The 12,649-nt window shown below is 70.0% G+C and carries 9 protein-coding genes; 3 read left to right on the top strand and 6 right to left on the bottom strand.

Features of this window, described 5'->3' with window-relative positions; genetic code table 11:
- Positions 1-104: 104 nt before the first annotated feature.
- The 3 genes from purF to HF885_RS08405 form a co-directional block, all read right to left on the bottom strand.
- Entirely contained in the window at positions 105-1,631 is a 1,527-nt protein-coding gene (gene purF / locus HF885_RS08415; RefSeq protein WP_170104499.1) for an amidophosphoribosyltransferase, read from the bottom strand.
- A 168-nt stretch (positions 1,632-1,799) separates the two neighbouring features.
- A complete protein-coding gene (locus HF885_RS08410; RefSeq protein ID WP_170104498.1) occupies positions 1,800-3,944 on the bottom strand; it encodes a GmrSD restriction endonuclease domain-containing protein in 2,145 nt (714 codons plus the stop codon).
- Between the two features lie 247 nt (positions 3,945-4,191).
- Positions 4,192-5,190 (bottom strand): DMT family transporter, encoded by a 999-nt coding sequence (locus HF885_RS08405; protein WP_170104497.1) that lies wholly within the window; start codon positions 5,188-5,190, stop codon positions 4,192-4,194.
- 207 nt (positions 5,191-5,397) lie between these two features.
- On the opposite strand from HF885_RS08405, the gene HF885_RS08400 reads away from it, so the two are divergent.
- Positions 5,398-6,288 (top strand): LysR family transcriptional regulator, encoded by an 891-nt coding sequence (locus HF885_RS08400; protein ID WP_170104496.1) that lies wholly within the window; start codon positions 5,398-5,400, stop codon positions 6,286-6,288.
- Between the two features lie 9 nt (positions 6,289-6,297).
- Here the strand turns inward: HF885_RS08400 and HF885_RS08395 are convergent, their stop codons facing one another.
- The gene (locus HF885_RS08395) at positions 6,298-7,470 is read right to left on the bottom strand and encodes a DUF389 domain-containing protein (protein WP_170104495.1); all 1,173 of its coding nucleotides are present in this window, start codon (positions 7,468-7,470) and stop codon (positions 6,298-6,300) included.
- Positions 7,471-7,771: 301 nt separating this feature from the next.
- Between HF885_RS08395 and HF885_RS08390 the strand changes: the two genes are divergently transcribed.
- On the top strand, positions 7,772-8,401 hold the full coding sequence (locus HF885_RS08390) for a uracil-DNA glycosylase family protein (RefSeq protein WP_170104494.1): 630 nt from the start codon (positions 7,772-7,774) through the stop codon (positions 8,399-8,401).
- Between the two features lie 69 nt (positions 8,402-8,470).
- Here the strand turns inward: HF885_RS08390 and HF885_RS08385 are convergent, their stop codons facing one another.
- Complete coding sequence (locus HF885_RS08385; protein WP_206109869.1) at positions 8,471-9,181, bottom strand: HAD family hydrolase; 711 nt, start codon at positions 9,179-9,181, stop codon at positions 8,471-8,473.
- Between the two features lie 272 nt (positions 9,182-9,453).
- Between HF885_RS08385 and HF885_RS08380 the strand changes: the two genes are divergently transcribed.
- A complete protein-coding gene (locus HF885_RS08380; protein ID WP_170104492.1) occupies positions 9,454-11,736 on the top strand; it encodes a glycogen synthase in 2,283 nt (760 codons plus the stop codon).
- A 139-nt stretch (positions 11,737-11,875) separates the two neighbouring features.
- On the opposite strand, the gene HF885_RS08375 is transcribed toward HF885_RS08380, so the two are convergent.
- Positions 11,876-12,556, bottom strand: coding sequence for a pentapeptide repeat-containing protein (locus HF885_RS08375; protein WP_170104491.1), 681 nt, complete (start codon positions 12,554-12,556; stop codon positions 11,876-11,878).
- Positions 12,557-12,649: the final 93 nt, after the last annotated feature.

The raw sequence follows: 12,649 nt of genomic DNA, 5'->3' as shown, positions 1-12,649 counted from the left end.
GCAGGGGCTGCCGTTCTTCTCGCCGCCGTTCTTCTCGCCCGTGCCCTCGGCCCACGCCCTCTGCCCGCGGGCGTCATGGGCAGTTCGCCCGGGCGCTGGTCGCGCTAGTCGCGCGGGGCGTCCATCCGCACGTCCGCCACGGGCGGCACGCTGGCCTCCCCGCCGTCGTCGTACGGGAACGTGGGCGCAAAGCCGTCCAGGAACTTGCCGGCCGAGAACGCCTCCGGGATGCGCACGGGGTAGCGGCCGGTGTAGCACGCGTCGCAGTAGCCGCACTCCGGCACGCAGCGCCTGAGCCCCTCGAGCGAGAGGAACGCCAGGCTGTCCGCGCCGATGTAGTCGCGCACCTCGTCCACGCCCTTGTTTGCGCTGATGAGCTGGCGCTGCACGTCCGTGTCGATGCCATAGAAGCACGGCCACACGACCTCGGGGCAGTTGATGCGCACGTGAACCTCCGTGGCGCCCGCCTCCTTGAGCATGCGGACGATCTGCTTGGACGTGGTGCCGCGCACGATGGAGTCGTCCACCATCACCACGCGGCGACCGGCCACGTTGTCCGAAAGCGCGTTCAGCTTCATGCGGACGCCCATCTCGCGCATCTCCTGCGTGGGCTGGATGAACGTGCGCGCGACGTAGCGGTTCTTGATGAGGCCCTCGCCAAACGGGATGCCGCTCTGCGACGCGAAGCCCTCCGCCGGCGGCATGCCGGAGTCCGGCACGCCGATCACGAGGTCCGCGTCGACCGGGGCCTCGCGCGCCAGCTGGCGGCCCATCTCGTAGCGCATGGAGTACACGGAGCGGCCGCGCACCACGGTGTCCGGGCGCGAGAAGTACACGTCCTCGAAGATGCACTGCGCCTCGGGACGCGGCTCGATCCCCTGCTCGGAGAGGATGCCGCCGTCGGATATGCGCACGATCTCGCCGGGGCGCACATCGCGCACGAACGTCGCGCCCACGATGTCGAGGGCGCACGTCTCGCTCGCGACGACCCAGCCCTCAGTGCCGAGCGCGCCGATGACCAGCGGGCGGATGCCGTTGGGGTCGCGGAACGCGTACAGCGCGTTCTCGCGCAGCAGCACCATGGCGTAGCCGCCCTCGATCATCTGCATGGCGTGGCGGATGCCCACGCGCAGGTGGCCAGACTTCTTCGTGAAGTAGCCAATGAGCTCGCACGCGACCTCGGAGTCGGTCTCGGAGCGGAACGGCACGCCCATCTGCACCAGCTCGCGGCGGACGCCCGACGTGTTCACGAGCGTGCCGTTGTGCGCGAGCGCGATCGTGACGTCGTCAATGAGCGAGAAGTGCGGCTGCGCGGCGTCGAAGCCGCCTCCGCCCGCCGTGCCGTAGCGCACGTGGCCGATGGCGGCCTTGCCGGAGAGCGCGGAGAGGTCCGCGTCCGTGAACACCTGGCTCACGAGACCGCGGTCCTTGCGCACGAGCACCGACTTCCCGTTGCCGACGGCGATGCCCGCGGACTCCTGCCCCCTGTGCTGCAGGGCGTGCAGGCCGAAGTACGTGATCCTCGCGACGTCACGGCCGGGCGCCCACACCCCGAACACGCCGCACTCGTCGTGGAGCGAGTCGTCCTCCCCCACGGTCGCCCGCAGGCCAAAGCGCTCGTCATAACCCATGTCGATGGTCCCCCTCTGCCGCGCGTGCGCGCGTCCCGTGTGCCGGCGCATCGCCGTGCCCTGCCACGATTACTAGCACAGATTAGCGCTTTGCAGTCCCGGGCGCCGCGGCGCCTGCGCGCGGGTAACAAAAAAGCAGCAGACGCCCGAAGGCGCCCGGGCCCGCGCCTAGCGCAGCTGGTCCAAGAGCGGGCCGCCCTCGCCCAGGCGCCAGTGCGTCCAGCCGTTCAGCCCCGTCTCGTGCGCGCCGACGGAGCCGAGGAAGCGCTCGTAGGCGGCGGTGGGCTCTTCGAACGTCTCGCCGGTGGCGAGCATGATCCTGCCCGTGGACGTGACGGTCGCGCGTCCCTGGTACATGGGGCTCGCGCTCACGAGCACGTCGTCCATCTGCACGACGCCGGCGTCCACCAGGTCCTGCCACGTGACGGTCTTCACCTGCGCCGCGCGGCGCGACGGCCTGAACGCCTCGAGCGCGGCCGCGTCCATGCGCGGCAGCGGCCACGCGCCCACGGCGACGTCCGCGAGGGCGCGGCCGCGGGCCTCTATCTGCGCAGGGCCCCACGACTTCGCGGCGAGCACGTCGCGGCAGAGCGGCACGTCCACGGGACGCCCCTCACCGTCGCGCGCGAGGCGCCCCTGCTTCTGCGCGAGGGTGCCGTCCTGCAGGTCGTACGGGTACGCGGAAGGCGCGAGGTTGCCGAGCGCGTTCACGCCGCGCTCGAACGCGAGCCTGGCGCCTTGCCCCAGCGCCTGCGCCCATGCGGGGTCCGCAAGCGCGCCCACGGGCATGACGTGCTCCACGCCCCAGCCCTCGGGCAGCGCGGAGGCGTCCGCGGCAGACCCCGGCACGCCCGCCTGCGCGGCAGCCGCGGCCGAGTCCGTCGCCGAGCCGTCCGAGCCGTTGCCCACGGCGAGGTGCGCGTTCAGGCGCGCGAGCAGGAACGGCGCCTGCGCGAAGCCAAAGCAGTCGCGCGTGAGGAGGGCGCGGCGGAACTCGTCGTCCGTGGGGAAGCGGCGCGGGGTGCCCTCCTCCACAAGGAAGAGCGCCACGTAGGACTCGTAGTACTTCTCGCCCGCGCTGCGCACCGCCGCGAGCTTGGCCACGAGGTGGCGCAGGAAGTGCTCCTGCGCGCTGCCCTCGCAGTCGCACACCGCGCGACGCAGCAGGTACGACTCGAGCACGCCGAGCATGTCCGCCAGCTGCTCGCGCGTGCACTCGCGGCGGCGGCAGCTGCGGAAGAGCTCCAGCACGAGCGGGCGCGCCGCGGCGCCGCCGAGGCGCGCGACGGCCGCCAGGTGGAACGACGTCCTCCTGGCCACGGGGTCCGCGGCGTCCGCGCCGGAAAGGCCGCCGCGCACCGCGTCCACGTAGTAGCCGGCGAAGTCCTTCAGCCGAAGGCAGAGGAAGCCCATGCGATCGTTCGCGTCGTACGCGTTCGCGCTGACGTAGCGCTTGAACACCTGGTACAGGTCCGCGTCGCCCAGGCGCTCCGGCGCGTAGGCCATCTGGAAGAAGCAGCGGACGAAGTCGTCGAACGCACCCTCGTCGCCCAGCGGCGCCAGCACGTCCTCGAGCGGCCTCCAGTAGGTTTGGTACGCCTGGGCCTGGCGGTCCAGCGGGTACTTCATGAGCACGAAGTTGCGGATGAGGTCAGCGGCGCTGAGGTCCTTGCCGGTCGAGTTCATGGACTCGAAGATGAGCTGCGCGTTGTCGCGCCCCTGCGCCATGGTCACGGACACGACCTCCAGGCGGCGCAACCCCTCCCACACGAGCGCGACGTCCGCGAGCGCGCCCAGCCGCCGCTCGAAGAGCGTGAGGTTGTCCAGGATCCTGGACGGCCCCTCCGGAGCGGGTCGCGACGGATCCTCCAGGTGGTCGATAACGGCACGGAACGTCGCGCGGTCGCCCTTGGAAAGCGTGAGCTTGTAGTGGTCGTCGCCAGAGCGGAACGGGTTCGTGAGGTAGCCGCTCATCAGGATCTCCTGGCGCGAGAACGGCAGGAGATCCGCCTCGTGCGCGTCCGCGTAGCGCGCGAGCGCCACCAGCAGCAGCGCGATGGTGGTGATGCGCTGCTGGCCGTCGATCACGGCGAGCGCCGCGACGCCCTGCGGCGAGGCGGTGCCGTCCTGCATGGTGACGATGGAGCCCGTGAAGTGCGTCTGCTCGCGCGAGCGCCCGCACGCCAGGATGTCGTCCCACAGCTGGAGGCACTGCTCCTCTCCCCACGAGTACGGCCTCTGGTACACCGGCACCACGTACCGGACGTTCATCTCGCTGATGAGCCCCATGACCCTGCGTACGCCTGCGTCCATGCTGCGCTTTCCCTCCCGCCGCCGCGCCGGGCGGTGCCGGCGGCCCGTGGCGTCCCGAATGGCCTCACTAACTGACAGAAGCTGCTCTTGTCAGTTAGTGGTGCCGCGGTGGGCTCACCAACTGACAGAAATAGCTCCCGTCAGATAGTGGTACCACTATCTGACGGGAGCGGGCAATTCCGTAGTGCGAGGCACCACAATCTGACAGCTTCCGCGCATCGCAGGCGCCGCGCGGGCGCGTCGAGCGCTACTGCTGCACGCGCTTCGCGTGGGCGCGCGCCGTCGCAAGGCCGCGCGCGATGCCGCCGTGCGAGGGGGCGGAGTACGCGGGCACGCCCGCCGCGGCGTCCCTGGCCTCGGACCCGCCGTCCGCAAGCGAGCTCAGGAGCACGGCCGCCAGGATGAGCGCGCAGCCCAGGTAGCACTGGGGCGCCATGACCTCTCCCAGGAACACGAACGAGAGCACCGCGGAGGACACGGACTCGAGCGAGAACAGCAGGCCCGCGTGCGTCGCGGTTGTGCGGCTCTGCGCCACCGGCTGCATCGCGAAGCCAAACGCGCTGCACACGAGGGCGAGGCCGAGCACGGCGCCCCACTCCGCGCTCGACTGCGGAAGCACCGGCCCCTCGAACGCGAGGTTGAACGCGGCGCCGAACACGGCCGCAAAGCCCAGCTGGCAGATGCCCAGCAGCAGCGCGTCGTCGGAGCGCGAGAACGTGTCCGTCGCCACGATCTGCAGCGCGTACACCGCAGAGCCCGCCAGGCACAGCCCGGCGCCGCCGCCCAGGGAGACCGGCCCGCTCAGCGTCAGCAGCGCAAGCCCCGCGACGCAGATCCCGATGCCCGCGAGCGTGGCGCGGCTGGGCGCCCTGCGCGTGGCCACCGCGACGATAAGCGGCACGAAGATGACCTTTGCGCTGGTAAGAAAGCCGGCGGTCGAGGCGGGCGTCGTCTTCAGGCCATACATCAGCAGCCCGAAGAACACGCACAGCAGCAGCCCGAGCACGGCGCCGCGCGCCACGACGGAGGCCGTCAGCTCGCGCAGCCTCTTGCGGAAGATGACCGCGACCGCGACGAACGCGATGCCAAAGCGCAGCGCCACCATGCCAAACGGCGGGATGGAAGAGAGCCCCACCTGCATCATGAGGTAGGAGCTGCCCCACGCGCACGCGATGACCGCGATCATGAGGTCTGCCTGCCTCTGCGTCCAGCCTGCGCCGACGCCCGCCCTGCGCGCAACTTCCATCAAGCTCTCCGTCCCGTGAGCACGCCCGCCAAAAACGTTCCGCGAACAGTTTTACGCGCCTCCCAGCCATTTGTTAACTTCATCTTTGTACTTGCATCCATTACACTGTGTACTGGTTATGCCGCCGGCGCGCCCCCGGGCGAGAAGGACGCGCGCACCCGCCCGCGGCATGCCCTCATACCAGGCAAAACGCAACCGGAGGCACGCATGGCCGCAGGCATGGAGCGCTACCAGATCTTTTTGAGGGTCGTCGAGCTCGGCAACATCACGCGCGCGGCGGAGTCGCTCAGCTACACGCAGTCCGGCGTGAGCCACGCCGTCCGCGCGCTTGAGCAGGAGTGCGGCGTCGCGCTGCTCACGCGCGGCAAGGCGGGCGTCGCCCTCACGGAGAACGGCCGGCTGCTGCTGCCGCGCATCCAGGCGCTCGTAAACCAGCAGCGCGCGCTCGAGCAGGCCATACACGAGGTCAACCACGTGGTCGCCGGCACGCTGCGCATCGGCACGTTCACGTCCGTCTCCACGCAGTGGCTGCCCGGCATGATCGAGCGATTCCAGAGGAGCTATCCCCAGGTGGAGTTCCAGATCTACGCCGGCGGCTACGAGGACATCGCGGAGCGCGTCCAGGAGGGCCGCGCGGACCTGGGCTTCCTCACGTCCGTGGTGCGCAGCCCGCAGCTCTGCTTCCACGCGCTGCGCCGCGACCAGATGATGGCCATCCTCCCGCGCGACCACCCGCTCGCTGCGCGCCGGCGCGTGAGCGTGGGGCAGGTGGCCCGCGAGGAGCTGGTCATGCCCCTGCGCGGATCCGAGCAGGACATCCGCGCGGCGCTCGCGGATTCGCCGAGCCCGCTCAACGTGCGCTACGCCCTGAACGACGACTTCTCGGCCCTCGCCATGGTGGAGCACGGCTTTGGTGTCTCGGTCATGCCGGAGCTGATCCTGCGCAACTCCGCCTTCGACGTGGAGGTCAGGCCCTTCTCGCCCGCGCGCTGGCGCACCATCGGCATCGCGACCCTGGACCCGGCCGGCCTCACGGCGGTGGCGCGCACGTTCGTCGGGTTCCTGACGAGCCCGGACAACGCGGACCTGTTGCAGTAGGCGCGCGGCCTAGCCGCCGGCGACCTCGAACGTGACGCCGTCCAGGTTCTTCACGTGTACGCGAATGAGCGCGCGCAGGCGCGACCTCTGCGTGGCGTCAAGCGGCGCGCTCGTCCTCACCGTGGCGACCACGCGGCGCGTGGCCGTCGCGTGGCCGGCCTCGGCAACGTACTCCGTGCCCACGCGGTACTCCACGAGCGACGGGCATACGGCGGAAAGCTCGCGCGTCGTCAGGTCTACCTGGTACTCGTCCGCGCTCTGCGCGCCCGCGGTGCCGGGGCCCGCCGCCTGGCGCACCATGTCGGCCGTCGCGAGCACGCACGGGATCATGAACACGATGGTCGCCACCAGGATGAAGCGCTTCATGCGGCGCGAGAGCCGCTCCTCCGCGACCTCCTCCTCAAGGGCGACCACGCCGTCCGGGCCCACCTCGCGGTGCAGGGGCACGCGCAGGATGAGAAGGACGATCTCTGCCGCCAGCGCTATGAACACCACGTTCAGCGCGAACTCGTAGAACGCGCTCGCGAAGCGCGCCGGGTCGCGCGCGGCGATGCCGTAGCCCGCGGCGCACAGCGGCGGCATGAGGGCCGTGGCCACGGCGACGCCCGCGATGAGGGTGGACGGCTCCTGCCTGCGCGAGTTGCCCAGGCCGCCCGCGAATCCGCCCGCAAGCGCCACCAGGATGTCCCACACCGTGGGGTTGGAGTTCGCGAGCAGCTCGTTCGTGACGCCGCTCAGGGGCGACAGCACGAAGTACAGGGTGGACGTGGCAAGGCAGATGCAGACCTGGACGAGGAGACCCACGATCGCGTCGCGCAGCAGGCGCACGTCCGCCGTGGCCACGGAGTACGAGATGGCGAGCACGGAGCCCATGAGCGGGCAGATGAGCATGGCTCCCACGATGCACTCCGTCGAGTCCGTGTTCAGGCCGATGGACGCTATGAGCATCGCCACGATGAGGATGCACAGGTGCGTGCCGTTGAGCTTGGAGCCGTTTACGAAGCGCCGGCGGATGTCCTGGTAGCTGGCGCGCCCCGCCCGCAGGTTGAACACGCTGGACAGTGCCCGCGCAAGCGGGTTTGCCCCATGCGCGGCGCGACGGCGCGCGGCGGATGCGCCCGCGCGCGACTTGTCCGCGACTCCCGGCCCCGCCGACGGACCGCCCGACCCGACCTCGCCCATGCCTCGCCTCCATCGCCTCGGCGCGCAGGCGTCCGCGCGCCGCCATGTTCGTGGTCGAGGTGATTCTATCCCGTATGGCGCGGCCTAAACCGCGGGCGGCGCACTTCTCGCCCGCGTCGGTTGCCGGCGCACCCGCAGGCAAGGGAGACGCGCGCTGCCACGGGCACACGCTGCGTTGCGCCTGCAACGGAATGACTGCCGGCGGCGTCCTACACTGGGTGGTGCGGGCGCGTGCCCGCAGGCGGCGCGGACCCGCGACGGGCCCGCCGGGCGATTGGCGAGAAGGACGGTGCGACGGCACATGCAGCAGGAAGATGCGCGGCAGGCACAGGGCGAGTCGGGCGAGGAAGACCCGAGGTTCGAGCGTATATTCCAGGCGATCAAGGCGGACCCGCAGAACGAGTCGTACACGCAGGCGGGGATCAACCCGCTGTACACCGCGAGCGCGACCGCACGCATCGTGATCATTGGGCAGGCGCCCGGCAGGGTGGCGCAGGACACGCGCATCCCGTGGAACGACAAGAGCGGCGAGCGCCTGCGCGACTGGCTGGGGATGGACGCACGGACGTTCTACGACCCAGCACGGGTATCGATCATGCCGATGGACTTCTACTTCCCGGGCAAGGGCAGAAGCGGCGACCTGCCTCCGCGCAAGGGCTTTGCGGAAAAGTGGCACCCGCAGCTCTTGGAGCTCATGGGCGACGTGAGGCTGACCGTGCTGATTGGCTCGTACGCCACGAGGCGCTACCTGGGGCTTAAGAGCTCAGCAAAGCTGACGGACGTCGTGCGCGACTACCGCTCGTACCTGCCGGAGCGCTTCCCTCTGGTGCACCCCTCGCCCCGAAACCAGATCTGGATGAAGAAGAACCCGTGGTTTGAGGAGGACGTGGTGCCGGAGCTGCGCCGCCGCGTGGCGGACGCGCTGAGCTAAGGGACCGTCCGCGGTGCCCGTACGCGGCACACGGCTGCGGCAACCGGCCACGGCACCCCGCGGCGCCTGCTAGAAGGACGTGCGCAGGAGGTCCAGAAGCCCCTCGTCGGAACGGACCTCCGCGTCCGGCCGCACGCGGGCGTCCCCTGGCACGGCGCGGCGTCTGCGGTTGAGCCACACCACGCGCATGCCGGCCGCGCGGGCGCCCACCACGTCCGTCTGGAACGCGTCGCCCACGTACAGCGACTGCGCAGCGCGGGCGCCCATGGCGGAAAGCGCCTCGCGGAAGATGGCGGGGTCCGGCTTCGCCACGCCGAGCGCATCCGAGACAAACACGTGCTCCGGCCGTATCCACCTGCCCAGGCCGAGCGCGCGCCACTTGTCCATCTGCCGGTCCGGCGTGCCGTTCGTGACGACACCCACGCCGCAACGCGCGTGCGCAAGGCACCAGTCAAGTGCGGACGCCATCGCTGGGGAAAGCACCATGCCCGCGTCGTCGCGCACGGTGTAGGCGCGCTGCAGCCTGAGGGCGCACGCCTCGTCCACGCGCACGCCAAACTCCGCCATGGTGCGCTGCATGCGCCGCACGTACATGGCATCCGTCGGGCGCTCGCCGGCCGCGTACGCCGCGAACACCTCGCCGGAGTGGCGGCGGCTCGCAAGGTACAGGCCCTCGGCCGTGGCGCCCGGCACCTCTCCCAGCACCCTGCGAACGGCGCGCGCGAAGGGCAGCGCCTGGTCGTACAGGGTGTCGTCCATGTCAAACAGAATCGCGTCCATGCGCCCACTGTAGCGCGTGGCGGCGCGCCCGCGCAAGCGCCCAACGCGACCCCAAACGCCGCCGAGAAGGCCCGGGCGACGCAGCGGCGATATGCGGCATTTCTGGGCGGCGGCGCACGCTACGCACAGGGGCAAACAGCCACCAGACAACCCCAAGACGCCTCTGGCGCGCCGCCATTAAGTACAATGGAGGGGATGCGAGCGGCCGTCCCACGGCAGGTGCCGGGCGCGTTTGGCCGCCAGAACCGTTGATCTGGATAAGGGGAATGCACATGGCTACCAAGAAGAGGACCTCCTCCACAGCAAAGTCAGCCTCAAAGGCGTCGCCCAAGGCATCGGCGCCCGCGCCGGCGCCAAAGGCGACCGAGGAGCCCAAGGCCGCCACGAAGCCGGCGGCGAAGGCCACCGTGAAAGCCACCGCAACCCCGAAGCCCGCATCCCCCAAGCCCGCTGCGAAGCCTGCGGCCAAGCCGGCAGCCCCCAAGTCCGCGGCAAAGGCGACTCCCGCGGCGAAGGCACCTGCGAAGGTGGATCCCAAGCCGGCCGTAAAGCCCGCGGGCGAGAAGAGCGAGGCGAAGCCGGCCGAGAAGGCACCCGCAAAGTCCGAGGCAAAGAGTGCCCCGAAGGCCGCGGCGAAGCTAGCCGAGAAGGCCGAGCCCAAGCCTGCGGCGAAGCCAGCCGCAAAGCCTGCGGCGAAGGCCGAGCCCGTCGCCGCCGCAAAGCCGAAGCCGAAGACGGAGCCCAAGCCTGCATCGAAGCCGGCCGCAAAGCCCGCTGCCGCGCCGAAGCCCGCTGCCGCGAAGGTTGAGCAGAAGGCGAAGCCGGCCGAGAAGGCGCCTGCAAAAGCCGAGGCAAAGCCCGCAGCAAAGGCCGAGCCCAAGCCTGCGGCGAAGCCGGCCGCAAAGCCCGCTGCCGCGAAGGTTGAGCAGAAGGCGAAGCCGGCCGAGAAGGCGCCTGCAAAGGCCGAGCCCAAGCCCGCAACAAAGGCCGCGCCCAAGGCCGCGGCCAAGCCGGCGCCGAAGGCAGAGCCCAAGGCCGCGGCGAAGCCGGAGCCGAAGGCCGCACCGGCGCCAAAGCCGGAGCCCGCTCCTCTCCCCCAGCCGCGCCGCTCCATCGCCTTCATAGGGTCCGAGTGCTACCCGTTCGTGAAGACGGGCGGCCTGGGCGACGTCATGTATGCGCTGCCGAAGGCCCTCGTGAAGCAGAACTGCGACGTTAAGGTAATCCTGCCGCGCTACGCCTGCATCAAGCAGGAGTGGCAGGAGAAGATGGTGTATCGCGGGGCGTTCGACATGGACCTTTGCTCCGACGGGCGCAGCTTCTACGTGGGCATCATGGAGTACGTGGATGAGTCCGGCGTGGTGTACGACTTCATCGACAACCAGGACTTCTTCAGCTATGGCAACCCGTACACCAACCTGGTGGACGACATCCCCAGGTTCTGCTACTTCAGCAAGGCCGCGCTCGCCGCGCTCAACTTCCTGGACTGGACGCCCGACGTGATCCACTGCCACGACTGGCAGGCGGGGCTCGTGCCGCTGTTCCTGAAGACCATGTTCCAGAACACGGAACTCGGCCGCTCCAAGGTGGTCCTCACCATCCACAACCTGCGCTTCCAGGGCAAGTACAACATCCCCACCATCAAGTACTGGACGAACCTGCCCGACTACGTCTTCAACGAGGGCGCGCTGCAGCAGGACTGGACCGAGGCGAACATCCTGAAGGGCGGCCTGGCGTACGCGGACATGATATCGACCGTGAGCGGCACCTACGCGCAGGAGATCCAGAGCCCGGAGTACGGCGAGGGGCTGGACGCGCACCTTCGCTACCACTCCTGGAAGCTGCGCGGCATCGTGAACGGCATCGACGTGGACATCTGGGACCCGGCGCGCGACAAGTTCATCGCCACGCCGTACGACGGCGAGGACGTTATCCAGAAGAAGCGCGAGGACAAGCGCGCCCTGCAGGAGGAGCTTGGCCTGGAGGTGGACGACGGCAAGATGATCCTTGGCCTGATATCGCGCCTGACCGACCAGAAGGGCCTGGACCTGGTGAACGCCGTCATCCCCGGCCTCGTTGACGGCAACACGCAGATCGTGCTTCTGGGCACGGGCGACGCGCAGTACGAGGACTCGTTCCGCTACTACGAGAACGCCTACAAGGGCACCGTCTGCTCGAACATCATGTACGACGAGGCGCGCTCGCACCAGATCTACGCCGGCGTCGACGCGCTCATGGTACCGTCGCGCTTCGAGCCCTGCGGCCTGACGCAGCTCATCGCCATGCGCTACGGCACCATCCCCATCGTGCGCGAGACCGGCGGCCTGAAGGACACGGTCGAGCCGTACAACAAGTTCAGCAACCAGGGCAACGGCTTCACGTTCGACCGCTACGACGCCGGCCTGCTGTACGACGCCATCAACCGCGCGAAGACGCTGTTCTTCACGAACCGCTTCTGCTGGGACGAGATGGTCCAGCGCGACATGGCGAAGGACGTGAGCTGGGAGAGGTCCGCGAGGCAGTACCGCGACCTGTACCTCGAGCTGACGCAGTAGCCGCGGCGCGACCGCACGCGGCCCCACGGCGGGCCCGCACCCGACAGAGGGCCCACGGCATCACATGGCCCGGCCCCCGCGACGCGAAAGCCACCGCGGGGGCCGGGCCTCGCCTTGCGCGGGGCGAGAAGGGCGTGGCCTACGCGGATGCCGGCGCGTCGGGACGACCGTCCTTCTCGCCCGCAGGCGCTGCGTTCGCACACGATCCGTCCGCAGGCGCGGCGTCGCGCTCGCCCGGCACCACGACGGCGCCCGTGCCCTCGAGGAGCGCCAGGCAGTCCGGGTAGGTGAAGCGCGCTCCCTGCACGCGGTTGCGCAGGAGGCTCAGGCGGTAGCCGCGGGCGCCCGTGAGGTCCGCCCGCTGCATGCGGCAGTCCGCAAAGCAGGTGCCGGAAAGATCGCAGCCGCGCAGGTCGCAGTCGCGCAGGTCGCACGCGTCGAAGCGGCTGTTGCGCACGCTGCTGCCCGCGAAGGTGCCCCCGCGCAGGTTGAGCCCGTCGAACGCGTTTCGCTCCAAGCGGCAAGAGCGCACGCCGGAAAGCGCGGAGCCGCCCCGGTCCTCCGGCCACCAGAGCGCCCAGTCCACGCCGCAAAGCTCGCAGTCCTCGAAGTCGCACGCGCGCAGGAAGCTGTTCTGCGCGCGCGGGTCCGCTATGCGGCACCCCACGAAGCTGCACTCCTCGAACGTGCAGCCCCCAAACGAGCACCCGTCCGCGACGCAGCCCACGAACTCGCAGCGCAGGAAGCGCTCGTGCGCCACGATCTGCCCCACGAGCTCCACGCCCCGAAGGCGCCTTTCGCTCACGACCTTTTCCCTCATGCGACCCCTGGCTGCCAGATTCCTGCAAACGCTGGAAACTATAGCCCATGTCCACGGCGCGCGCCACGCGGCGCCACCGCCGTGCCCGGGCGC

Source organism: Parafannyhessea umbonata, assembly GCF_012844235.1.
Lineage (GTDB): Bacteria > Actinomycetota > Coriobacteriia > Coriobacteriales > Atopobiaceae > Parafannyhessea.
The sequence above is the reverse complement of the archived record's forward strand: the minus strand, read 5'-3'. Positions and strand labels throughout refer to the sequence as shown.